20 protein-coding genes and 1 tRNA gene are annotated in these 21,651 nt (G+C 66.0%); 12 read left to right on the top strand and 9 right to left on the bottom strand.

All coding sequences use genetic code 11. The annotated features are described in order from the left end of the window. Window positions 1-4: 4 nt before the first annotated feature. Both FOA17_RS13920 and FOA17_RS13915 read right to left on the bottom strand, forming a co-directional pair. Window positions 5-766 carry an RlmE family RNA methyltransferase gene (locus tag FOA17_RS13920; RefSeq protein ID WP_149142114.1) on the bottom strand — a complete coding sequence of 254 codons (762 nt, stop codon included), beginning with the start codon at window positions 764-766 and terminating at the stop codon, window positions 5-7. Then, window positions 763-1,911, bottom strand: a complete 1,149-nt coding sequence (locus FOA17_RS13915; protein ID WP_149142113.1) for a Ppx/GppA phosphatase family protein — start codon at window positions 1,909-1,911, stop codon at window positions 763-765. The genes FOA17_RS13920 and FOA17_RS13915 overlap by 4 nt, the downstream gene beginning before the upstream one ends. A gap of 268 nt (window positions 1,912-2,179) precedes the next feature. On the opposite strand from FOA17_RS13915, the gene FOA17_RS13910 reads away from it, so the two are divergent. From FOA17_RS13910 to FOA17_RS13870, 9 genes are all read left to right on the top strand, one after another. Then, complete coding sequence (locus FOA17_RS13910) at window positions 2,180-2,476, top strand: virulence factor (protein WP_149142112.1); 297 nt, start codon at window positions 2,180-2,182, stop codon at window positions 2,474-2,476. A 33-nt stretch (window positions 2,477-2,509) separates the two neighbouring features. Beyond that, on the top strand, window positions 2,510-3,436 hold the full coding sequence (locus tag FOA17_RS13905; RefSeq protein ID WP_149142111.1) for a methylenetetrahydrofolate reductase: 927 nt from the start codon (window positions 2,510-2,512) through the stop codon (window positions 3,434-3,436). Between the two features lie 12 nt (window positions 3,437-3,448). Continuing rightward, entirely contained in the window at window positions 3,449-4,429 is a 981-nt protein-coding gene (locus tag FOA17_RS13900) for a methyltetrahydrofolate cobalamin methyltransferase (protein ID WP_149142110.1), read from the top strand. A gap of 149 nt (window positions 4,430-4,578) precedes the next feature. After that, entirely contained in the window at window positions 4,579-7,083 is a 2,505-nt protein-coding gene (locus FOA17_RS13895) for a calcium-binding protein (protein WP_149142109.1), read from the top strand. 89 nt (window positions 7,084-7,172) lie between these two features. Beyond that, window positions 7,173-7,586, top strand: a complete 414-nt coding sequence (locus FOA17_RS13890; protein ID WP_149142108.1) for a cupin domain-containing protein — start codon at window positions 7,173-7,175, stop codon at window positions 7,584-7,586. Next, entirely contained in the window at window positions 7,579-9,612 is a 2,034-nt protein-coding gene (locus FOA17_RS13885; RefSeq protein ID WP_149142107.1) for an ASKHA domain-containing protein, read from the top strand. Before FOA17_RS13890 ends, FOA17_RS13885 begins: the two co-directional genes overlap by 8 nt. A 119-nt stretch (window positions 9,613-9,731) precedes the next feature. Beyond that, window positions 9,732-10,274, top strand: coding sequence for a fasciclin domain-containing protein (locus FOA17_RS13880; RefSeq protein WP_149142106.1), 543 nt, complete (start codon window positions 9,732-9,734; stop codon window positions 10,272-10,274). A gap of 97 nt (window positions 10,275-10,371) precedes the next feature. Continuing rightward, window positions 10,372-12,018 carry a vWA domain-containing protein gene (locus FOA17_RS13875; RefSeq protein WP_162528264.1) on the top strand — a complete coding sequence of 549 codons (1,647 nt, stop codon included), beginning with the start codon at window positions 10,372-10,374 and terminating at the stop codon, window positions 12,016-12,018. Between the two features lie 79 nt (window positions 12,019-12,097). Then, window positions 12,098-12,171 (top strand) — tRNA-Gly (locus tag FOA17_RS13870). A 223-nt stretch (window positions 12,172-12,394) separates the two neighbouring features. Here the strand turns inward: FOA17_RS13870 and FOA17_RS20410 are convergent. Further along, window positions 12,395-12,772 carry a CHAP domain-containing protein gene (locus FOA17_RS20410; protein ID WP_420841718.1) on the bottom strand — a complete coding sequence of 126 codons (378 nt, stop codon included), beginning with the start codon at window positions 12,770-12,772 and terminating at the stop codon, window positions 12,395-12,397. A 473-nt stretch (window positions 12,773-13,245) separates the two neighbouring features. Here FOA17_RS20410 and FOA17_RS13860 point away from each other — a divergent pair, with 473 nt between their 5' ends. Next, window positions 13,246-13,599, top strand: a complete 354-nt coding sequence (locus FOA17_RS13860) for a RidA family protein (protein ID WP_149142104.1) — start codon at window positions 13,246-13,248, stop codon at window positions 13,597-13,599. A gap of 41 nt (window positions 13,600-13,640) precedes the next feature. Here the strand turns inward: FOA17_RS13860 and pgi are convergent, their stop codons facing one another. The 6 genes from pgi to FOA17_RS13830 all read right to left on the bottom strand — a co-directional run bounded on the left by pgi (window position 13,641) and on the right by FOA17_RS13830 (window position 20,236). Continuing rightward, window positions 13,641-15,242 carry a glucose-6-phosphate isomerase gene (pgi, locus tag FOA17_RS13855; protein WP_149142103.1) on the bottom strand — a complete coding sequence of 534 codons (1,602 nt, stop codon included), beginning with the start codon at window positions 15,240-15,242 and terminating at the stop codon, window positions 13,641-13,643. A 22-nt stretch (window positions 15,243-15,264) separates the two neighbouring features. Further along, window positions 15,265-15,936: a 6-phosphogluconolactonase gene (gene pgl / locus FOA17_RS13850; protein ID WP_149142102.1), complete on the bottom strand. Its 672-nt coding sequence runs from the start codon at window positions 15,934-15,936 to the stop codon at window positions 15,265-15,267. Beyond that, window positions 15,933-17,387, bottom strand: a complete 1,455-nt coding sequence (gene zwf, locus FOA17_RS13845; protein WP_149142101.1) for a glucose-6-phosphate dehydrogenase — start codon at window positions 17,385-17,387, stop codon at window positions 15,933-15,935. Before zwf ends, pgl begins: the two co-directional genes overlap by 4 nt. Window positions 17,388-17,498: 111 nt before the next feature. Continuing rightward, window positions 17,499-18,191 carry an MgtC/SapB family protein gene (locus tag FOA17_RS13840; RefSeq protein WP_149142100.1) on the bottom strand — a complete coding sequence of 231 codons (693 nt, stop codon included), beginning with the start codon at window positions 18,189-18,191 and terminating at the stop codon, window positions 17,499-17,501. Window positions 18,192-18,276: 85 nt separating this feature from the next. Further along, the gene (locus FOA17_RS13835) at window positions 18,277-18,861 is read right to left on the bottom strand and encodes an HNH endonuclease (protein ID WP_149142099.1); all 585 of its coding nucleotides are present in this window, start codon (window positions 18,859-18,861) and stop codon (window positions 18,277-18,279) included. 166 nt (window positions 18,862-19,027) lie between these two features. Beyond that, window positions 19,028-20,236: an MFS transporter gene (locus FOA17_RS13830; protein ID WP_149142098.1), complete on the bottom strand. Its 1,209-nt coding sequence runs from the start codon at window positions 20,234-20,236 to the stop codon at window positions 19,028-19,030. Between the two features lie 67 nt (window positions 20,237-20,303). Between FOA17_RS13830 and FOA17_RS13825 the strand changes: the two genes are divergently transcribed. Next, the gene (locus FOA17_RS13825) at window positions 20,304-20,933 is read left to right on the top strand and encodes a DNA-3-methyladenine glycosylase family protein (protein WP_149142097.1); all 630 of its coding nucleotides are present in this window, start codon (window positions 20,304-20,306) and stop codon (window positions 20,931-20,933) included. Continuing rightward, a complete protein-coding gene (locus tag FOA17_RS13820) occupies window positions 20,930-21,586 on the top strand; it encodes an alpha/beta hydrolase (protein WP_149142096.1) in 657 nt (218 codons plus the stop codon). The genes FOA17_RS13825 and FOA17_RS13820 overlap by 4 nt, the downstream gene beginning before the upstream one ends. Window positions 21,587-21,651 lie beyond the last annotated feature (65 nt).

The following is a 21,651-nucleotide window of genomic DNA, read 5'->3' as shown; positions in this document are numbered from 1 at the left end:
CGTGTCACATCCCGTCATCCTCGGGCGCGGGGTCGGCCTGCCGGCCGCGATAGCCCATGGCGACCACGAATTTCTCGGAACTGTCCGACCGGCTGGCGGGCGGTTTGACATTCGCGACCTTCTTGAAGTTGCGCTTCAGGATCGTCTGCATCTCGTTTTCCGCGCCGCCGGCCAGCACCTTGGCGACAAAGGTGCCGTCATCCTCCAGCACGTCAAAGGCAAAGGCCAGCGCCGCCTCGATCAGTGCGATGATGCGCAGGTGATCGGTGCCCTTGTGCCCCGAGGCGGCGGCGGCCATGTCCGACATCACCACATCCGCACGCCCGCCCAGCCAGGATTTGACCTTTTCATCCGCGTCATCGGACAGGAAATCGAGCTGGTGCAGCTCCACCCCGGCGATCGGCTCCACCTCTTGCAGATCGACGCCGATGATGCGGCCCTGCGGTTTCCTGCTGTTCTCGCCCAGGGCATTGATGCGGGGCACCGCCACCTGGCACCAGCCGCCCGGCGCGCAGCCCAGATCGACGACCCGCGCCCCCGGCTTCAGAAAACCATAGCGGTCGTCCAGTTCCATGATCTTGAACGCCGCGCGACCGCGATAGCCCTCGCGCTTGGCGCGCTGCACATAGGGGTCGTTCAACTGCCGTTCGAGCCAGAGCGTCGAGGATAGTTTCCGCCCCTTGGCGGTCTTGACCTTGACGCGCAGGTCACGCTGGCCGCGCCCCGAACTATTCTTGCCGTCGCCGGACTTGGAAGGTGTCTTCATCTGTAGGGTCCATCTCCGAGAACGCCATCGGCGCTCATCTGGGCATATAGCAGCCCCTCGCGCAGACCGCGATCCGCCACCGAAAGGCGGTCGGTCGGCCAGATGCGCATCAGGGCCTGAAGAATCGCCGCGCCCGACATGATCAGCGAATGCCGGTCACGCCCGATGCGCGGGTCGCTGCGCCGGCCCTCGGGGCCGAGCGAGAGATATTCGCGGATCACGCTGTCGATCTGGTCCGAGGTCATCGACAGCCCGTCCACCTTGGTCCGGTCATAGCGGCGCAGGTTCAGGAAACTGGCCGCCACCGTCGTCACCGTGCCCGAGGTGCCGATGATCTGGAACCCCTCGCGCGGATTGTCGGCGTTATAGGGCGAAAAGCTGGCCAGATTTTCCTCGAAAAACCAGCTCATCAGGGCAAAACGCGCCGCGTCATCCTCCACATCGACGAACTGGTCCTTGAGCGTGGCCACCCCCAGCGGCACCGAGATCCAGTCCACCACCCGCGCCGCCGGCAGCGGCCCGGTCGGCGCAAAGCCCGCATGAAGCCGCATGATGGCGCGGGCGCGATCCTCGGGCGGCACGGCGGAAAGGTCGATCCAGACCAGTTCGGTAGATCCGCCGCCGATATCGACCACCAGCAACTGCTCGGTCCGGCGCGACACCAGCGGCGCGCAGGAAATCACCGCCAGCCGCGCCTCCTCCTCGGCCGGGATGATCTCGACCGAAAGGCCGGTCTCGCGCCGGATCTGGCGCATGAAATCGCGCGAATTGCGGGCGCGGCGGCAGGCCTCGGTCGCGACAAGCCGCATCCGGCTGACGCCATGTTTCTCGATCTTCTTCTGGCAGATGCGCAGGGCCTGGATCGTGCGCCCCATGGAGCTGCGCGACAACCGGCCCGAGGCTTCGAGCCCCACGCCAAGCTGGACAGATTTCGAGAAACTGTCCACGACCTGAAACTGGCTGCCCTTCGCCTGGGCAATCAGCATCCGGCAACTGTTGGTGCCCAGATCGAGCGCCGCGTAAAGCTGCGGCGCCGACTGGGCGGAACGAGGGGGCGACGGTTCGACCGCAGGCGCCCGGAACGACGGCGTTTGCGTCGCGGGCTGCGGGATCGCGTCCTCCCCTCGGGGACGCTCGGGCGTCATGACCGCCCTCCATATGTGGTTGATCCAAGCCTAGTCGCGATGCCGCCCTTGCGCAAGCGCCGATCCGGCCCCGCAGGGGATGTTGCGGAAAACTCATGCTTTGAATGAATGTTTTTCCGAACGCCCCCTCTCCCGCTGTGGCACGGATGCGCGTAGGACTGCGCCGCGCGGGCCGCTGTCGCAACTTGCGTGGCACATGTCGAAAACCGACGCCGGAGAGGTCGCGCACAGGCATAGAACGAAGGGCAACCGAGGAGGGAATCAACCGATGCCGGAGGTCACCATCGTCTATTGGCGCGACATCCCCGCCCAGGTCATCGTGGGCAAGGGACGGCGCGGCGCCAAGGTGCAGCTGAGCGAACGCTTTGAACAGGCGATCGACCGCTGCGCGATGAAGGTGGGCGCAAAGGATGCCGACGCCTATCTGGCGGAATGGCGCAAGGCAGCCCCCTATGAGGTCGAGGGCGAGCCGGAGGCCGTGGCGCAAGCCGAGGCCACGCGGCTGGAAACCCTTTATGATACTGCGCGCCTCAAGGCGCTGATCGAAGCCGAGGGCCGGGCCTGAGCGCCCTGCCCCATTAGCCCAAGGAAACCGCCGATGGCGCTGTTCAACTTCCGCCGCGATACGAACCCTGCCGCCGCCACCGGCGCGACCGCCGAGATGGAGGCCTTCCTCCAGGGCTTTTCAATGGAGGTGATGCCGCGCACCGCCGAAAAGGTCGAGGATTTCCGCGCCATCCTGCCCAAGGGCACGCGGGTCTATATCGCCCATATCGAGGGCACCCCGATCGAGGATATGGTCGCGACTGCCAAACGGTTGAATGCCGAGGGCTTTCCGGTCATGCCGCATTTCCCGGCGCGCATCATCCCCGACCGCGCGACGCTGGCCGACTGGATCGCGCGCTACAAGGGTGAGGCGGATGTGAAACAGGCGCTGCTGCTGGGCGGCGGTGTGAACACGCCGGCGGGCGAATTCGACGCCTCGATGCAGCTGATCGAGACCGGGCTGTTCGACGGGTTCGAGCGGCTGCATGTCGCCGGCCACCCCGAGGGCAACAAGGATATCGACAAGGATGGCGGCGACCGCATCGTGATGCAGGCGCTGAAATGGAAGCAGGATTTCGCCAACCGCTCCGATGCGAAGATGGCGATCGCGACCCAGTTCTGCTTTGAGGCCAAGCCGGTCATCGACTGGGTCAACCGCATCAATGCGGCGGGCGTGGCGCTGCCGGTGCATATCGGCGTCGCCGGCCCCGCCAAGCTGCAAACCATGATCAAGTTCGCCATCGCCTGCGGCGTCGGCCCGTCGCTGCGCGTGTTGCAAAAGCGCGCGATGGATGTGACCAAGCTGCTGCTGCCCTATGAGCCCACCGAATTCGTCGCCGAACTGGCCGCCCACAAGGCGAAAAACCCGGGCTTCGGCATTGAACAGGTGCATTTCTTCCCGTTGGGTGGCATCAAGACCAACGCCCAGTGGGCGACCGACAATGGCGGCGCCTCGGGCGTGCCCGCCGCTCAAGCATAAGGATAAAGACCCGTGACCCGGACCGTTCTCGAATCCAAGACCAAAACCGTCGTCATCGGCTTTGACGAGCCCTTTTGCGTGATCGGCGAGCGCATCAACCCCACCGGCCGCAAGAAACTGGCGGCCGAGCTGGAGATGGGCAATTTCGACACCGTCATCAAGGACGCGCTGGAACAGGTCGCCTGCGGCGCGACCGTGCTGGACGTGAACTCGGGCGCCGTCTTCACCAACAAGATGGCCGAAGACCCGCGCTATGCCGACAACAACTTTGTCGAACCGCCGCTGATGAAATCGCTGATCGAGATCATCCAGCAGACGGTGGACGTGCCGCTCTGCATCGACAGCTCGGTGCCGGGCGCGCTGGAAGCGGGCCTGATGGCCTGCGAGGGCCGCCCGCTCCTGAACTCGGTCACGGGCGAGGAAGAGCGGCTGGAACTGGTGCTGCCGCTGGTCAAGAAATACAACGTCCCGGTCGTCGCCATCTCCAACGACGATACCGGCATCTCGCCCGACCCGGATGTCCGCTTTGCCGTGGCGAAAAAGATCGTGGAACGCGCCGCCGATTTCGGCATTCCGGCGCATGACATCGTGGTGGACCCGCTGGTGATGCCGGTCGGCGCCATGGCGAGCGCCGGCCAGCAGGTCTTTGCTCTGGTCCGCCGCCTGCGCGAGGAACTGGGCGTGAACACCACCTGTGGCGCCTCGAACATCTCGTTCGGTCTGCCGCATCGCCATGGCATCAACGCGGCCTTCCTGCCGATGGCCATCGGCGCCGGCATGACCAGCGCGATCATGAACCCGGTCCGTCAGGTGGAGATGGAGGCGATCCGCGCCGCCAACTTCCTGATGAATCACGACGCCAATGGCGGCGAGTGGATCCGTTTTGCCAAGGTGCTGGAAGCCGTCGAGGGCGGCGCGAGCTTTGCCGAGGCCTCGGCCGCGGCCAGCCAGGCCGCCGGCGGTCGCCGTGGCGGCCGGCGCGGCCGGGCCTGACCCGCAGCTGCACCGAACGACATCCCGAACGCCCGCCGCAACCGGCGGGCGTTTTCCATTCCGGAAACTCTCCCGTCTTGTCGCCGCGGTGCGGGCGCATTGCTGCCGCAATTGCCCCCTAGTCCCTGTTGGCACGGCAATTCTGGACGATGATGAGTAATCTGGGCGATATCAACGCGATCAACATCCTCTGCTATGGCGAGGATGCCGCGACGGCCGATCGGGCCGCCGGGCGCTATGACGCGAATATCGCCGCCGATCCGCAATATTACCTCTGGCAGGGCCAGCAGCGCATGATGCCGCTTGGCATGGATGGCGACCCCGAGGGCTTTGCCGCCGGGCTGCGTGCCAGCCTGCCGGGGGTCAATACCTTGCGGCTGACCTTCAACGCCTGGGCCTTTGACGCGCAGGGTGCGCTGCATCCGCAATATGAACGCTTTCTGGCCGCTGCCGCCGCGCAGGGCTTCCGGCTGTTGCTGACCTATGCCGATGGCGACCAGCAGCAACTGGGCGCCGATCGCAGCCTGACCACCGCCGAGATGAAGACCGCGCTGGAACAGGATGTGCAGGCGCGCGCGCTAGCGACATGGGACCGGATGATGGATTGGCTTGACCGCCATCCCGGGGTGAAAAACGCGGTCTGGGGCTATGAGCTGGCCAATGAGCCCGCCGCCTATGAACGCGCGGTGGAGCTGGCGCCGCAAGGCACCAAGGGCGCGGCCGAGGCGCAGTTCGTGGCCCTTTACGCCCGCCACATGGCCGCGCTGGCCGACGTGATCGCGCCGCGCGACGACGGGCGCATTCTGGTCGGCGGCTGGGCCTATTCGGCGCAGTTCGACGATCTGGCCGAGGAACGGGTCGGCGCGCAATCGGCGCTGGATTTCCTGCGCGCCGAGATCGGCCCGCGGCTGGTCTGGGCGGCGCATGTCTATCCCGGCTGGCATGCCGCAAAGGGCGAGACCGACCCCGCCGCCTATGAGGCCGCGCTGGATCGGGCGATGTCCTTTCTGGGCAAGGACGACATCATGCTGACCGAGATCAGCTTTCCGGGCCAGTCGCTGAACGATTTCTCCCAAGACGGCAACGCAACGCAGCTTCTGTCGCGCTTGCAGGAGTTCTGGGCCAATCGCGGCATCGGTCTGGGCTGGTTCTCGGGCGCCGAGGCCGGCGCCTCCAGCCTGGTGCGGATCGACCCGGGCCGCCCGGCCTGGTACCTGCATCAGCACAGCCTTGCCTTCGCGTTGAACGGCTTTTCGCTGGATGACGCCCCCGCCGCCCATGCTGGGGCCGAACGGATGCAGGCCACCCTGCGCGAGGCGCGTCTGCGCAATGAAAGCTATGAGGGCGGTGGCGTCGATCCGGTGACGAAGATCGGCTTTGCCTTTGGCCATGGCGGCGATGACACGCTGCTGGGGGGCGCGGGGGCCAACAATTTTCTCTATGGCGGGCGCGGCCATGACCGGGCGACCGGCGCCGGGGCCGAGGATTTCCTGTTCGGTCAGTCGGGCGCCGACAGCCTGTCGGGCGGCGCGGGGGCGGATCTGCTGTTTGGCGGGCGCGGCGATGACCTGCTGCGCGGCGGCACCGGCGGCGACACGCTGGAGGGCGGCGCCGGGGCGGACCGTTTCGATGCCCGGGCCGGGTCGGATCTGATCACCGATTTCGACGCGGCCGCCGGCGACCGGCTGTTTCTGGGCCGCGGCTATGGCGATTGGGCTTCGGTCCAGGCGCGGCTGAGCTTTGCCGCGATCAATGGCGCGGCGGTGGATGACGTGGTGATCCGCCATGCCGATGGCACAACGACAACCCTGCTGGACGCGCGGGGCAAGCTGGGCGGCGCGGCGCTGCTATGGGCGGGCGCGGCGGATCGGGTCGATGGCACGGCGGCGGCCGACCGGATCGTCGCGGGTTTCGAGGATATCGACGGTCAGGTCTATGGCGCGGCACTGCGCCAGGTCGCGGGGGGCGCCGGCAATGACACGTTGCGCGGCACTGGTGCGGCCGACCGGCTGCTCGGCGGCGATGGCGCCGATCTGCTGACCGGCGCGGGCGGCAATGACCGGCTGCTGGGCGGGCGCGGGGCCGACCGGATTCTGGGCGCGGCCGGGGCCGACAGCCTGACCGGGGGCGAGGGCCGCGACACATTGTCGGGCGGCGATGGCGCCGACCTCATCGCCGGCAATCGCGGCGCCGACCGGCTGGTCGGCGGGCGGGGCAATGACCGGCTGCTGGGGGGCGATGGGGCCGACTGGCTGTCAGGCGGCGCGGGGGCGGACCGGCTGTTGGGCGGCGCGGGGGCCGATACGCTGCTGGGCGGCGCGGGCGCCGATCACCTGACCAGCGGCACCGCCCGCAGCCAACTGCGCGGCGGCGCCGGCAATGACACGCTGGTCGCCCGCATCGGCGATAGCGGGCATGATCTCTGGGGCGGCGCGGGGCGGGACAGTTTCGTCTTTACCGGCGCCGATGCCGTCGGGCGGCACCGTTCGGTCATCCATGACTTCACCCCCGGCGAAGACCGGCTGATCGCCGGCGGCAAGGTGCTGGACCTAGGTGACCTGCCCGCCCGCATGGCGCTGCATGAAACCGCCCAGGGCACGGTGCTGACGCTGTCGCCCGGCAACAGCGTGTTTCTGGACGATCTGTTTCTCTGACGCCGCTTCATCGCCGAAACCTGCCGCGAACAGGCATTGCAGCCGCCGCAACGCGCCCTAGAAAGGGTCGAACAGGATGCGGGGATGACATGCGCGCGCCACTCGCCATCGATTCCGGGACTTGCCCGGAGGAACGCTGGGATGATCCGGCGCGGGGAAGCCTGCGCTGGAAGACCTTGCTGTCGCAAGGCGTGACCGAAAGCGACAGTCTGGTCTGCGGCATTGCCCTGATGGAGCCCGGCGATTTCTTCGCGCTGCACTCCCACCCCGAGGCCGAGGTCTATTTCGGGCTGGAGGGCGAGGGTGAGGTGACGATCGACGGCCAGCCGCACCGTCTGGCACCCGGAATCGCGCTGTTCATTCCGGGCGGCGCCCTGCATGGGGTGCCGCGGGTTTCAGCCCCGCTGAAATGGTTCTACACCTTCGCCCGCGATTCCTTTGACCAGATCGCCTATACGTTCCGGTCCGACCCCAACCCGACCCCAAGAGGCCAAGATGAGTGACGATGCGCTGGTGATCTTTACCCCCTCGGGCAAGCGCGGCCGCTTCCCGCTGGGCACGCCCGTGCTTCAGGCCGCGCGGTCGCTGGGGGTTGACCTCGACAGCGTCTGCGGCGGGCGCGGCATCTGTTCCAAATGCCAGATCAGCCCCGGCTATGGCGAGTTTCCGAAATTCGGCATCCATGTCGATGACGAGGCGCTGAGCGAATGGAACAGCGTCGAAGAGCGCTACAAATCCAAGCGCGGCATGCTCGACGGCCGGCGTCTGGGCTGCCAGGCCAAGGTGATGGGCGATGTGGTCATCGACGTGCCGCCGGAAAGCCAGGTGCACAAGCAGGTCATCCGCAAGTCGGCCACGCAGCGCGACATCGTGATGGATCCGGCCACGCGGCTGCTTTACATCGAAGTGGCCGAGCCGGACATGCACGAACCCTCGGGCGATTTCGAGCGGGTGCAGCGCGCGCTTGCCGAACAATGGCAGGTCACCTCGGTCGAGACCGATCTGCATGTGCTGCGCCGGCTGCAACCCGTCTTGCGCAAGGGCGAATGGAAGATCACCGTCGCGCTCCATCGCGGCAATCACGACGCGAACGACCGCATCCTGGAAATCTGGCCGGGCTTCCATGAAGGCGGGCTTTACGGGCTGGCGATCGACCTCGGCTCTACCACCATCGCCGCGCATCTGTGCGATCTGCGCGATGGCAGCGTGCTGGCCTCGTCAGGTCTGATGAACCCCCAGATCCGCTTTGGCGAGGATCTGATGAGCCGCGTCAGCTATGCTATGATGAACCCCGGCGGCGATGTGGAGATGACCCGCGCCGTGCGCGAGGCGATCAATGCGCTGGCGGCCTCCATCGCGGCCGAGGCGCATATCTCGGCCGAAGACATTTTCGAGGTGGTCTTCGTCTGCAACCCGGTCATGCACCATCTTCTGTTGGGGATCGACCCGGTGGAACTGGGCCAGGCGCCCTTTGCGCTGGCGCTGTCGGGCAGCCTGTCGCTGCCCGCGCGCGAGCTGGACCTGACCAACCTCAACCGCGCGGCACAGGTCTATGTCCTGCCCTGCATCGCCGGCCATGTCGGCGCCGATTGCGCCGCCGTGGCCCTGAGCGAGGAGCCGGGGAAATCCGACGACATGGTGCTGATCGTCGATGTCGGCACCAATGCGGAATTGCTGCTGGGCAACAAGGACCGGGTGCTGGCCTGTTCCTCGCCCACCGGCCCGGCCTTTGAAGGCGCGCAGATCTCCAGCGGTCAGCGCGCCGCCCCCGGCGCCATCGAGCGGGTGGAGATCGACCCCGCCACCAAGGAGCCGCGCTTCCGCGTGATCGGGTCGGATCTCTGGTCCGACGATCCGGGCTTTGCCGAGGCGATCAAGGGGTCCGGCATCACCGGCATCTGCGGATCGGGCATCATCGAGGCGGTGGCCGAGATGCGCATGGCGGGCATCGTCGATGCCTCGGGCCTTATCGGGTCGGCCGAACAGGTGGGCACGCCGCGCTGCCTGCCGCAGGGCCGCACCCATGCCTATCTGCTGCATGACAGTTCCGCCGAAGGGGGGCCGGTGATCCGTGTCACCCAGGGCGATATCCGCGCGATCCAGCTGGCGAAATCGGCGCTTTATGCCGGGGCGCGGCTGTTGATGGATGAAATCGGCATCGACCATGTGGACCGCGTGACCCTGGCCGGCGCCTTTGGCGCCCATATCAGCCCGAAACATGCGATGGTGCTGGGCATGATCCCCGATGCCGCGCTGGACAAGGTCACCAGCGCCGGCAATGCCGCCGGCACGGGCGCACGCATCGCGCTGTGCAACCGCGCGGCACGCGACGCGATCGAGGCCACGGTGCATGACATCCACAAGGTCGAAACCGCGATCGAGCCGCGTTTCCAGGAGCATTTCGTGAACGCGAACGCGATCCCCCATGCCGTCGATGCCTTCCCGCATCTGGCGGGTCTGGTCGCCCTGCCCGATGTCAGCTTCAACACCGCCGGAGCGGGGTCCGAAGGTCGCCGCCGCCGGCGCTGATGACGCGCCGATCACGCGCGAACACCTGCGCGTGATCGGCAAATCCAGAAGGCGCGACGGCCCGTAACCCTTTTGCATCTGTGGCTGGAATGGCCAGCCATGCAAAAGGGAGAGACCTGATGAAAGCCTTTGCTCTTGCCGCCCTGCTGGGCCTGACCGCCTCGGCCGCTCTGGCCGCCAATCCCGAAGTCGGTGGCGCCCCGATGTTCGAGGACAAGAACATCGTGGAAAATGCCGTCAACTCCAAGGATCACACCACGCTGGTCGCCGCCGTTCAGGCCGCGGGCCTGGTCGAGACCCTGTCGGGCGAAGGCCCCTTCACCGTCTTTGCCCCCACCAATGCCGCCTTTGAAAAGCTGCCGGCCGGCACCGTCGAAACCCTGCTGAAGCCGGAAAACAAGGATCAGCTGACCAAGATCCTGACCTGCCATGTCGTCGCGGCCAATGCGATGTCGGATGCCATCGTCAAGATGATCGCCGATGACAAGGGGATGCACCCGGTCAAGACCGTCGGCGGCTGCGAATTCACCGCGATGATGGATGGCGACAAGGTGCAGATCAAGGACGGCCAGGGCAATGTCGCGACCGTCACGATTGCCGATGTGAAACAGTCGAACGGCGTCATCCATGTGATCGACACCGTGCTGCTGCCGGCAAGCTGAGCCACGGATCAAATCCGTCGGAACCGTCCCGCCCCGCTTGCCAACAGGCAGGCGGGGCTTCTACCATCGCGGCAGATTTGTTGTGATGGAGTTATTCATGCGGATGGGTTTTCTGGCCCTGCTCTGTGCCGGCACGGCGGGCATGGCAGCGGCCGATGGGCGGTCGATCATCGTTCTGGATGGGTCTGGTTCGATGTGGGGCCAGATCGACGGACGGCCCAAACTGGAAATCGCGCGCGAGGCCCTGGGGCAGGTTCTGGCCAGCATCCCGCCCGAAACCGAGCTGGGCTTGATGGCCTATGGGCATCGTTCAAAGGGCGATTGCGGCGATATCGAACTGATCGTGCCGCCCGCCGCCGGCAGTGGCCCCGCAATCGCGAATGCGGCCAATGCGATGAAATTCTTGGGCAAGACACCGCTGAGCGAATCGGTGCGCCGCGCCGCCGCCGAACTGCGCGCGACCGAGGAAAAGGCGACGGTGATCCTGATCACCGACGGGATCGAGACCTGCGAGGCCGATCCCTGCGCGGTGGCGACCGAGCTGGAACAGCAGGGTATCGACTTTACCGCGCATGTGGTGGGCTTTGGCCTGACGCAGGATGAGGGGCGCCAGGTTGCCTGCCTGGCCGAAAATACCGGCGGCAAATATATCGAGGCAAAGGATGCCGGCGCGCTGGTCGAGGCGTTGAAGACCACCGTCGCCGTGGCGGAGCCTGCGCCCGCCCCCGCGCCCGAACCGCCGCCCGCGCCGCCGGCGCTGGAAAACAACGTCGATCCGGTGGCCTATCTGGCGCCCGGCGATGTGGCGATCCCCGAAGATCTGGCACCGGACGTGGTGTTTGAATTCTTCGCTGCCGATGCCGAGGGCAAGCCGCAGGGCGACGGGCAAACCATTTACGGCACCGCCAAGGGTGCCTTGCCGCCCGGCCGCTATGTAATGCGCGCGACGCTTCACAAGGCCGTGGCCGAAACGGCGGTGGAGATCGGGCCGCAATCCGAAACGTCGCTGCCCGCCGTGACACTTGAGGCAGGCGTGCTGAACCTGACACTGCGCGCCAGCCCCGGCGCCGAGCCCGACCCGGAGGCCTTCTGGGAATTGCGCGGCGCCGACGATCTCTATGAAACCGGCTATGCCAAGGCGCGGCGCGTCTTTCCCGCCGGGGAACATGCGCTGATGGCCAAGCTGGGCGTGGCCGAGACACAGCGCAGCGTGGTGATCGAACCGGGCCGGGAAACCGATCTCGACGTGGTGCTGGGCGTGGGCCATGCGGTCATCGACACCTTCTATACTGGCGAAATGACGGTCGAGGATGGCCAGTATGTCGAGGTTTTCGAGGCCGCGAAGGATATCGAGGGCAACCGCAAATCGGTCGCCTATGCCTATGGCCCCGCCGCCGCCTTTGACCTGCCGCCCGGCGATTATGTGGTGGTATCCTCGCTGGGTGCCGCAAAGGCCGAGGCGCCGCTGAAGGTGGAAACCGGGCAGCGCGCCGAATTGCGGCTGGTGCTGGAGGCCGGCGTCGCCGCCTTTACCGGTGCAGACGGCGTCTATATCGAAATCCTCTCGGCCACGAAGGATATCAACGGCGAACGCAAGTCGATCGCCTATGGCTATGGCCCCGCCTGGCAGACCGCCATCGCCGCCGGCGACTATATCGTCAAGGCCGAGGCCGAGGGCAAAGCCTCGGAGGTGCCCTTCACCGTGAAACCCGGTGAGCGCACCGAACTTGCCGTCGCCCCCTGACGGACGGGAAAAAAGCCGGCAAGGTCAGGCGCGTCAGGTGCTTGACCTTGCCCCGACCTTCGCTTAAGTCAGGGGCCACGCGGGTGTAGCTCAATGGTAGAGCCGCAGCTTCCCAAGCTGATGACGAGGGTTCGATTCCCTTCACCCGCTCCAATCTCCCCGCCAGATTTGCCGATAATGATGCAACTGAGCCGCCGCAGGGAACCGCCTGCGGCTTGCGACGTTGATCCGGCATGAAAGGCCAAGAAGGAGATGGACGATGCCCGCAACCCTGCCCCGGACCCGCAGCGCCAACACCGCGCAGCCCCTGCCCTTCGTGCTTTTCGGTCTGGGTATCGGCCTTGTCAGCGGGATGCTGCCGCTGATCTTCTGACGGTCAGTTGTAGATGAAACCGAAGACCGGGTTCACGCGGCCCATGCTGCCATCGGCATTCACCACCCGCACCTGCGACCAGTCATTCGCGCTGGAGACATCGACCACGACCTGATCCTTGGTGATGCGGTTGCGGATCCAGTTGGCGTGGTCGATCTGGATGCGGCGAGAATCGAGGATGTTCGACACCACGGCGACATGGCCCATCGGCATCTTGCGGGTGCCGCGGAAATTCATCACGGCGCCGATCTTGGGCTCGGACCCGCGGGCATAGCGCGCGGCAGCCTGCGCCCACCAGGTGACGGCATTGCCCCGGATCTCCACCCCGCTCACCGCGCGGGCAAAGGGCACGCACCAGAGCCGGCCCTTGCGCGGTTTCAGCGTGGCCTCGGCATGGGCGACGGCGGCCTTCAGCTCACCGCGCTGTGCCTCGGCCTCGGCCAGAGCCTTGCGCAGCGCCTTGCGCTGGCCGGGTTTCATCGCCTGCTCGGTGGCGCCGGTATGGCCTTGATTGGCATGGGCCACCGGCGCGGCGGCGATCAGTCCAAGGGCAAGGGCGGCAGAGCAGAACGAAAGGCGCAGCATGGAAGATCCGGTCAGATGGGTCAGCGATGCTGCTGTGGCATGACGGGTTCCCCGCAGGCAACCCGCCTGAAAATCGCTGCGCGCAAACCCGCCAGACCGTGTTCCCCCACCGGCAGAAAGCCGCGCCCTGCCCAGATCACCAAATGTTTCGCGCTTGACAGGGAAATGCCGATTTCGTGATAGCGCGTGATTCGCACCGTGGCTGCCGCCTCAGCCTTTCTTTTCCGCCGCCGCCGCGCTAGCACGGCAACAGTGAAAAGGAGGTTCGCATGAACAGCGACATCAAACGCATCGGCACCGGCGCCCGCATGAGCGAGGCGGTCTGCTATAACGGCATCGCCTGGCTGGCCGGTCAGGTGGGCAATCCCGGCGAGAGCGTGGCCGATCAGACCCGCACCTGCCTGGCCGAGGTGGACCGCATCCTGGCCGAGATCGGCACCGACAAGACGCGCATCCTCTCCACCCAGATCTGGCTGGCCGACATGGCCGATTTCGCCGAGATGAATGGCGTCTGGGATGCCTGGGTGCCGCAGGGCCATACGCCCGCCCGCGCCACCGGCGAGGCCAAGCTGGCCGCACCCGGCTATCTGGTCGAGGTCATCGTGACGGCAGCGCTGAAATAAGACTGACGGCGCCGCCCCGCCCGGGCGGCGCCTTTCGCGGATCAGCCGCGCAGATAGGCCACAAGCTGCTGGGTGGACCCATCCTTGCCCGAGGCATCGGCCCGGCCTTCCAGAATGGGTTGCAGCGCCAGCGCCAGTTCCTTGCCCAGTTCCACCCCCCATTGGTCATAGGAGTTGATGCCGAGGATCACCCCCTCCACGAACACGCGATGTTCATAAAGCGCGATGATCTGGCCCAGCACAAAGGGCGTGAGCTTCGGATAGGCGAGCGTGGTCGAGGGGCGGTTGCCCGGAAAGACACGGTGCCGCGCCTGGCGTTCCAGCTCCGCGCCGGTCAGGCCCTTCTTCGCCATGATGGCGCGCGCCTCCTCCAGGCTGCGGCCACGCATCAGCGCCTCTGATTGCGCCAGACAATTGGCGACCAGCAGCAGATGCTGGTGGCGCAGATCGGGTTCGTGCCCCTCGCGCGCGACGAGGAATTCGCAGGGAACGATCCGCGTGCCCTGATGGATCAACTGGTAAAAGGCGTGCTGGCCATTGGTGCCGGGCTCGCCCCAGACCACGGGGCCGGATTCATAGGGCAGATCGACACCATCCATGCTGACCCGCTTGCCGTTCGATTCCATCTCCAGCTGTTGCAGATAGGCCGGCAGCCGCGACAGGCGTTGATCATAGGGCAGCACCGCGCGCGTGGCATGGCCCTGCACCTGATTGTGCCAGAGCCCCACCAGTGCCAGCAGCACCGGCAGGTTCTGCCGGAACGGCGCGGTGCGGAAATGCGTGTCCATGTCGGCACCGCCGCGCAGGAATTCGGAAAAAGCCTCGGGCCCAATGGCGATCATCAGCGAAAGCCCGATCGGCCCCCACATGGAATAGCGCCCGCCGACCCAATCCTCGAAACCGAAAACGCGCGCCGGATCAATGCCATAGGCGGCAGTCTTGTCAGCCGCGGTTGACACGGCGGCGAATTGCGCGGCAGGATCGCTGACCTTTTCCGCCATCCAGCGTTTCGCGCTGTCGGCATTGGTCATCGTCTCGATCGTGGTAAAGGTCTTGGAGGCCACGATCACCAGCGTGGTTTCGGGGTTCAGCCCCTTCAGCGTATCGGCGATATGCGCCCCATCGACATTGGACACGAAATGGCAGCGCGGCCCATCGGCAAAGGGCGCCAGCGCCAGGCAGGCCATGGCCGGCCCGAGGTCAGAGCCACCGATGCCGATATTCACCACATCGGTGATGCGCCCGCCCTGGCCGGTGAACCGCCCCGCGCGCACATCGCGGGCAAAGCCCTCACAGCGCGCCAGCGTCGCCCGCACCTCGGGCATGACATCCTGACCATCGACGATGACCGACGCCTCCAGATTGCGCAGCGCGGTATGCAGCACGGCACGACCTTCGGTTTCATTGATCTTCGCGCCGGAAAACATCGCCTCGCGCTTGGCGGCCACGCCGGTGTCTTCGGCAAGTTTCACAAGCAGATCAAGCGCCTGCGCGTCGATGTTCGTCTTGGAGAAATCGAACAACATCGCCCCGTGCCGCGACGAAAACGCCTCGGCCCGGCCCGGCTGCGCAAAGGCCTCCGCGATGGTGGTTCCGGCGATTTTCGCCCAATGCCCGCGCAGCGCGTCGAAACGGGTGGTCATGGATCAAGCTCCTGAACGTGGTTCATTCGGCCCAATGGACCGTGGCATTCTTCAGTACCGCCGCAATCGGCGCCTGTTCAGGCGGCAGATGCGCGGCGCGTTCGATGGCGGCGCGCTTTTCGGCGCCGGTGATCAGCACATGGATATTCATCGCATCCGCCAGATACGGCGCGGTCAGCGTGATGCGCGGCTCGCCCGCCGCTGCGGCCCGCATCGGCAACAGGATGGGCGCGTCGGGCGCCAGCCCCTCGGCCAAGCGGTCGGCGCCGGGAAACAGGCTGGCCGTGTGCATGTCGGCCCCCATGCCCAGCAGCAGGACCGAGATCGGCAGATGCGGGCGCAGCCCCTCGGCCAGCCCGTCCAGCACGGTTTCGGGTGTTTCGGCGGGGTGATAAAGTGGCACAAGATTGGCCGCCAAGGCCTTGCCCCGCAACAATCTTTCCCGCAACAGCCGGGTGTTGGAACGCGGATTGTCCTCGCCCACCCAGCGTTCATCGTTCAGAAAGACGCTGACCTGCGCCCAGTCCAGATCGACCCCTGACAGCGTGTCGAAGATCGGCCCCGGCGTGGTGCCGCCGGGCACGCAGAGCGAGGCGCGCCCCTCGCGCCGCAGGAAATCGGCCAGCTCGCCCGCGATCCGGTCGGCCAGCGACAGCATGAGCAATTCGCGATCCGGGTATTCGATCAGGTTCATTCGCGAATCTCCCGCCAGCGGCGCCCGTCGCGATGCATCAGCATCAGCGCGTCTTCCGGCCCGGACGACCCCTGATCGTAGCCGCGCGGCCGGTCACCGCGCGCCTCCCAGCCCTGGATGATCGGGTCGGTCCAGGCCCAGGCGGCCTCCAGCTCGTCGCCACGCATGAACAGGGTCTGGTTGCCCCGGATCACATCCATGATCAAACGCTCGTAAGCATCTGGAATATCAGCCGCTTCTTCGCCAAGCGCATCGGCGAAGGACATGTCGAGCGGCACCTGCATCAGCCGCATCCCGCCCGGCCCGGGCTCCTTGATCATGACCGAGAGGTTCATGCCCTCATTCGGTTGCAGCCGGATCACCAGCACATTTTCGCGCCAGCCCTCGGCATCGTCAAAGATCGAATGCGGCGGTTCCTTGAAGACGATGGCGATTTCCGACGCCCGCGCGCGCAGCTTCTTGCCGGTGCGCAGATAAAAGGGCGTGCCCTTCCACCGCCAGTTCGCGACATGCACCTTCAGTGCGATATAGCTTTCGGTGCGCGATTCCGGGTTTTCGGAATCTTGCAGATAGCCCGGCGCGGTCTTGGTCGCATGATATTGGCCGCGCACGATGTCATCCGCAGGAACGGGCTGCAAGGCACGGATAACCTTCAGCTTTTCGTCCCGAACCGCATTCGGGTCGAAATGGAAGGGCGGCTCCATCGCAATCAGGCACAGCAGTTGCATCAGGTGGTTCTGCACCATGTCGCGCATCGCGCCCGACTTGTCATAATACGAGCCGCGCCCCTCAACCCCCACGGTCTCCGCGACGGTGATCTGCACATGGTCGATGAACTGGCTGTTCCACAGCGGCTCGAACAGGATATTGGCAAAGCGCACCGCCATCAGGTTCTGCACGGTTTCCTTGCCGAGATAATGGTCGATCCGGTAGATCTGGCTTTCCTCGAAATGGCTGGCCAGCGTCGCATTCAGCGCCCGCGCGGTGGCCAGATCGCGGCCAAAGGGCTTTTCCACCACGATGCGCGACTCGGCATTGGCGATGCCATGGGTATGCAGCTTTTCGGCCAGTTCGCCAAACAGCGACGGCGCGACCGAGAAATAGAAGGCGCGCACCACCCCGTCGCGCATCAGCCCCGCCAATGTGCGCCAGCCATCTTCGCCCTTGGCCGCGTCGATCGAGACATAATCGAGCAACGCCAGAAACGCCGCCAGATCATCGCCCCGCGGCGCAGAGGGCATGAATTCGGCGATGGCCTGCGCGACCAGATCCCGAAACCCCGCGCTGTCCAGTTCGGTGCGCGCGGCGCCGATGATGCGGCTTTCGCCGGGGACCTGCCCCGCCAGATAGCGCCGATACAGACCGGGAAGGATTTTGCGCCGGGCCAGATCGCCCGTGGCACCGAAGATCACAAGGTCAAAGACCTCAACCGGAATGACGCGCGAAACCATGGCTCTCCTCGCTGTCTGGCGCTGGATTGTTAGCGCTAACGAAAGCGGTTCTAGCCGCTGCCTCGGCAAAAGTCTAGCATCGCTTTCAGGGCAGGAAAACGTCTGCGCGCGTCACGCCTCGTCCATCACATGCCAGCGCACGGATTTCAGGCCCGGCTCGGCGGCAATGCGCGCCACGGCCTGATCCAGATCATGCTCGGTCTTGGCCTCGGCCGAAACATCCGCGGTCAGAAGGATGGAATCGCCCTCGCGCGTCAGCGAAAGCTCGGCCACCTGCCAGCCCGCCACCCCCAGCGTGCGCAGGATCAGGCTGCGGGCATCGCCCTCACGCTCGGGCGCGCAGGCGACGGCCACGGCGTAATGGCGCAGGCCGGGCGCGCCGGCCCGGGCCTTGCGCTTCATCCATTGCACCAGCGGCCGCAGGCCCAGATTGACAAAGACCACCAGCGCCGTCGTCACCAGCGCATGCGCCCAGTAACCGCCCCCCGCCAGCACCCCGACCGCGGCCGCACACCACATGGTCGCGGCGGTGGTCAGGCCATGCACGTTCAGCCCGTCGCGAAAGATGATTCCCGCCCCCAGGAAACCGATCCCCGACACCACCTGCGCCGCCATCCGCGTGGGGCTGGTATCCTGATCATGGGTCAGCGAAAACAGCACGAAGGCCGCCGCGCCAAGCGCCACCAGGGCATTGGTGCGCAAGCCGGCCTTGCGCTGCCGCATCTGCCGCTCCATCCCGATCAGGGCGCCGCAGCCCAGGGCGACGGACATGTTCAGGGTGGCAGTGGCAAGACTGACGATCATCGGCTTCTCCTTCGGCACGAAGCGTCAGGATAGCCGCCCCGCGGCGCCAATGTCACGATTTTACGACAGTTTTGTAACGCCCGCGTCACGCATCCAGTTCGGCATCCCAATAGAGATAGTCAAGCCAGCTGTCATGCAGGTGGTTCGGCGGGAAGCGCCGGCCATGCGCCATCATCTCCTCGGGCGTGGGCTGGCGCGGGGGCCGCTGCAGGCGCATGCCGACCTGACGCAGCGTCTTGTTGGCCTTTTTCAGGTTGCAGGGACTGCACGCCGCCACGACGTTTTCCCAGCTGGTGATGCCCCCCTTGGATCGCGGCACCACATGGTCAAAGGTCAGGTCGCCCCGGCTGCCGCAATACTGGCAACAGAATTCGTCCCGCAGAAAAAGATTGAAGCGCGTGAAGGCCACGCGCTTCTGGGGTTTGACGAAATCTTTCAGCACCACGACCGAGGGTATGCGGAACTCCGACCTCTGGCTGCGCACCACCGCCTCATATTGCGCGAGGATCTGCACCCGGTCGAGGCAGACCGCCTTGATCGTCTCCTGCCAGGGCCAGAGGCTGAGCGGGTAATAGGACAAGGGCCGGTAATCCGCGTTCAGCACCAGCGCCGGGTAATGCCGCATCCCCGCCGGTTCGCGCACGAAATTCGACCTGAAATCGCCGTCCATCTGTGACTCCGCCTTTGTCCCGCGCCTTGCGGCCTGCGGGGCGGGGAGCCCGCCCCGACACCTTGACTATATATCGTGTCCCGAGGCTGACAAGCCCCATGCTGTCGCGGAACAGCATGGCGTCGCTTGGTAAAACTCTGATGAAGGCGCAGGCAGGCGCGCGGGGTCAGCGCGTCTCTTTCGGGCGCAATGCGAACCAGATCAGCGCGCCCCCCGCCAGGATCAGGAAAGGCAGCATCGCCATGTTCACTGCCGACCAGCCATCCTGCGGCGTGCCGCCCGAACAGTTCATCAACCCGCCCGAAGACAGGCTGGCCAGCGACACGCCGCCAAAGACCAGCGCATCGTTCAGCCCCTGCATCGTGCCGCGTTCCTCGGGGCGGTGATGCGCGGCGATCATCGTGGTCGCGCCGATAAAGCCGAAATTCCAGCCGATCCCCAGCAGCACCAGCGCGACAAAGAAATTCTCCAGATTGACACCCGACATCGCCACCGCCCCCGAGGCGGCCAGGATGGTCAGGCCAAGCGCGATGACCTTTTCAACACCGATGCGGGCGATGACATGGCCGGTGACAAAGCTGGGCGCATACATCGCCAGCACATGCGCCGAAACGATATTGGCGGCGTCCGAGGTCTCGAACCCGCAGCCCACCACCGCCAGCGGCGACGAGGTCATCACCAGGTTCATCAGCGCATAGCTGACCGTGCCGCAGACCACCGCCACCGCGATGGCCGGCTCGCGCAACAACTCCATCCGGCTTCGGCCGCGCGGCGCATTGGCCCTGCGCGGCGCCGGCGGCGGGCTGTGCAGCGCCGCAAACAGCCCCATCCCCCCGAGATTGAGCGCGATCACTGTCAGATAGCTGGCCAGAAACGGCACCACCATGGCCTGCGCCGTCAGGTTCACCAGTTGCGGCCCGAACACCGCCGAGGCCAGCCCCCCCGCCATCACCCCGGAAATCGCCTTGGGGCGGAACGACTCGCTCGCCAGATCGGCGGCGGCAAAACGGTAAAAGCCCTGCGCCGACATGTAGCCGCCGGTCAGCAGGCTGGCGAGGCAGAACAGCAGGAAGGAATCGTGGTAAAGCCCCCAGGCCGCCAGCGCCGCCCCCGAAGCCCCCGCCAGCGCGCCGATCACGAATCCCGTGCGCCGCCCGCGCCGCTGCATCACCGCCGAAAGCGGCTGCGCCCACAGCATCGAGCCGATCACGGTCAACGAGATCGGCAGCGTCGCCCAACAGGGGTTCGATGCCAGCCGGCTGCCCGCCAGACCGCCAATGGTAAAGATGATCGGCATCTGCGCGCCAAGCACCGCCTGCGCGGCGATCAGCACCCACATGTTGCGGCGGGCCAGGGTATCGTTGGGCTCTGTCATGGCGCGAGGTAACCGCTTGCCGCGCCAAGTTACAAGGGGATAGCCTGCGGCAAAGCGCGGGGGAAACATGATCGGGCGGATCATCGAAGGGCCGGAAGACCTGGCCGAGGGGATGGACTGGCTGTCACGCCATGACAACAGATTTGCGCAAGCCTATGCCCTGACAGGCGAATTGCCACTGCGCCGCCGCCCGGAGGGCTTTGCCGAACTGCTTTCGGCCATTGTCAGCCAGCAGGTCTCCACCGCCTCGGCCCGGGCGATCTGGGCGCGGGTCGAAGCCGCCGGCCTGACCACGCCCGCCGCCATCCGCGCATCCCCGGACGAGGCGCTGCGCGCCTGCGGCCTGTCGCGTCCGAAACTGCGCTATGCAAGGGCATTGGTGGAATCCGGTCTCGACTTTGATGCCCTGACCGAGTTGCCCGACGCGAAGGTCATCGCGCAACTGGTTGAATTGCCAGGGATCGGCGCCTGGACAGCCGAGATCTACGCCATGTTCAGCCTTGGGCGCGCCGATGTCTTTGCGCATAACGATCTGGCCCTGCAAGAGGCCGCGCGCCTGCTGTTCGGCCTCGACAGTCGCCCCAACGAACGCGGCATGCGCGAGATTGCCGCCGCCTGGTCGCCCTGGAGATCGGTTGCGGCGCGGCTGCTCTGGGCCTACTACCGGGTGGCAAAGGATCGTGAAGGGGTCAGATGATGCTGGAATCGCAACGCAAGGCACCGAAATCGGGCAAGACGCGCTCGATGGTCATCTTCGTGCATGGCTACGGCGCCGACGGGGCCGATCTGCTGGGGCTGGCCGATCCGCTCGCGCCGCATCTGCCGGATACGGTCTTCTACAGCCCGAATGCCCCGGAACGCTGCGTGGGCAGTCCCTTCGGCTATCAATGGTTCCCGATCCCCTGGCTCGACGGCTCCTCCGAAGAGGCCGCGCGCGCCTCGATGGCGGTTTCGCTCGACAAGCTCAATGCCTTTATCGACGCCAAACTGGCGGATGAGAAGATCGGCATCGAAGCCCTTGCCCTGGTTGGGTTTTCGCAAGGCACGATGATGAGCCTCCACCTCGCGCCGCGTCGCGATACGGCCATGGCCGGCGTCGTCGGCTTTTCGGGCCGCCTGTTGCAGCCCGAAACCCTTGCCGCCGAGACCCGGGTGAAACCGCCGGTGCTGCTGGTCCATGGCGACGCCGATGAGGTCGTGCCCTTCGCCGACATGAGCCGCGCCGGCGACGCGCTGGTCACTGCCGGGTTCGAGGTCTATGGCCATGTCATGAAAGGCACCGGCCATGGCATCGCGCCCGACGGTCTGCAAGTCGCGCTGTCCTTCCTCAAGGACAAGCTGCCCGGCTGAAAGATGAGTATTTGGACAAGGAGCAAGACCTTGGCATTTGCTTCTTGAAAGAATACTCCCGCCGG

It is taken from the genome of Gemmobacter caeruleus (genome assembly GCF_008271655.1).
GTDB lineage: Bacteria > Pseudomonadota > Alphaproteobacteria > Rhodobacterales > Rhodobacteraceae > Gemmobacter > Gemmobacter caeruleus.
Note: the sequence above shows the minus strand (reverse complement) of the source record. Positions and strands in the feature narration are given on the sequence as shown.

Coding starts and splice junctions, on each gene's coding strand:
- FOA17_RS13920 (WP_149142114.1), bottom strand. CDS start 766: ATGAAGACACCTTCCAAGTCCGGCGACGGCAAGAATAGTTCGGGGCGC.
- FOA17_RS13915 (WP_149142113.1), bottom strand. CDS start 1,911: ATGACGCCCGAGCGTCCCCGAGGGGAGGACGCGATCCCGCAGCCCGCG.
- FOA17_RS13910 (WP_149142112.1), top strand. CDS start 2,180: ATGCCGGAGGTCACCATCGTCTATTGGCGCGACATCCCCGCCCAGGTC.
- FOA17_RS13905 (WP_149142111.1), top strand. CDS start 2,510: ATGGCGCTGTTCAACTTCCGCCGCGATACGAACCCTGCCGCCGCCACC.
- FOA17_RS13895 (WP_149142109.1), top strand. CDS start 4,579: ATGATGAGTAATCTGGGCGATATCAACGCGATCAACATCCTCTGCTAT.
- FOA17_RS13890 (WP_149142108.1), top strand. CDS start 7,173: ATGCGCGCGCCACTCGCCATCGATTCCGGGACTTGCCCGGAGGAACGC.
- FOA17_RS13885 (WP_149142107.1), top strand. CDS start 7,579: ATGAGTGACGATGCGCTGGTGATCTTTACCCCCTCGGGCAAGCGCGGC.
- FOA17_RS13880 (WP_149142106.1), top strand. CDS start 9,732: ATGAAAGCCTTTGCTCTTGCCGCCCTGCTGGGCCTGACCGCCTCGGCC.
- FOA17_RS13875 (WP_162528264.1), top strand. CDS start 10,372: ATGCGGATGGGTTTTCTGGCCCTGCTCTGTGCCGGCACGGCGGGCATG.
- FOA17_RS13860 (WP_149142104.1), top strand. CDS start 13,246: ATGAACAGCGACATCAAACGCATCGGCACCGGCGCCCGCATGAGCGAG.
- pgi (WP_149142103.1), bottom strand. CDS start 15,242: ATGACCACCCGTTTCGACGCGCTGCGCGGGCATTGGGCGAAAATCGCC.
- pgl (WP_149142102.1), bottom strand. CDS start 15,936: ATGAACCTGATCGAATACCCGGATCGCGAATTGCTCATGCTGTCGCTG.
- zwf (WP_149142101.1), bottom strand. CDS start 17,387: ATGGTTTCGCGCGTCATTCCGGTTGAGGTCTTTGACCTTGTGATCTTC.
- FOA17_RS13840 (WP_149142100.1), bottom strand. CDS start 18,191: ATGATCGTCAGTCTTGCCACTGCCACCCTGAACATGTCCGTCGCCCTG.
- FOA17_RS13835 (WP_149142099.1), bottom strand. CDS start 18,861: ATGGACGGCGATTTCAGGTCGAATTTCGTGCGCGAACCGGCGGGGATG.
- FOA17_RS13830 (WP_149142098.1), bottom strand. CDS start 20,236: ATGACAGAGCCCAACGATACCCTGGCCCGCCGCAACATGTGGGTGCTG.
- FOA17_RS13825 (WP_149142097.1), top strand. CDS start 20,304: ATGATCGGGCGGATCATCGAAGGGCCGGAAGACCTGGCCGAGGGGATG.
- FOA17_RS13820 (WP_149142096.1), top strand. CDS start 20,930: ATGATGCTGGAATCGCAACGCAAGGCACCGAAATCGGGCAAGACGCGC.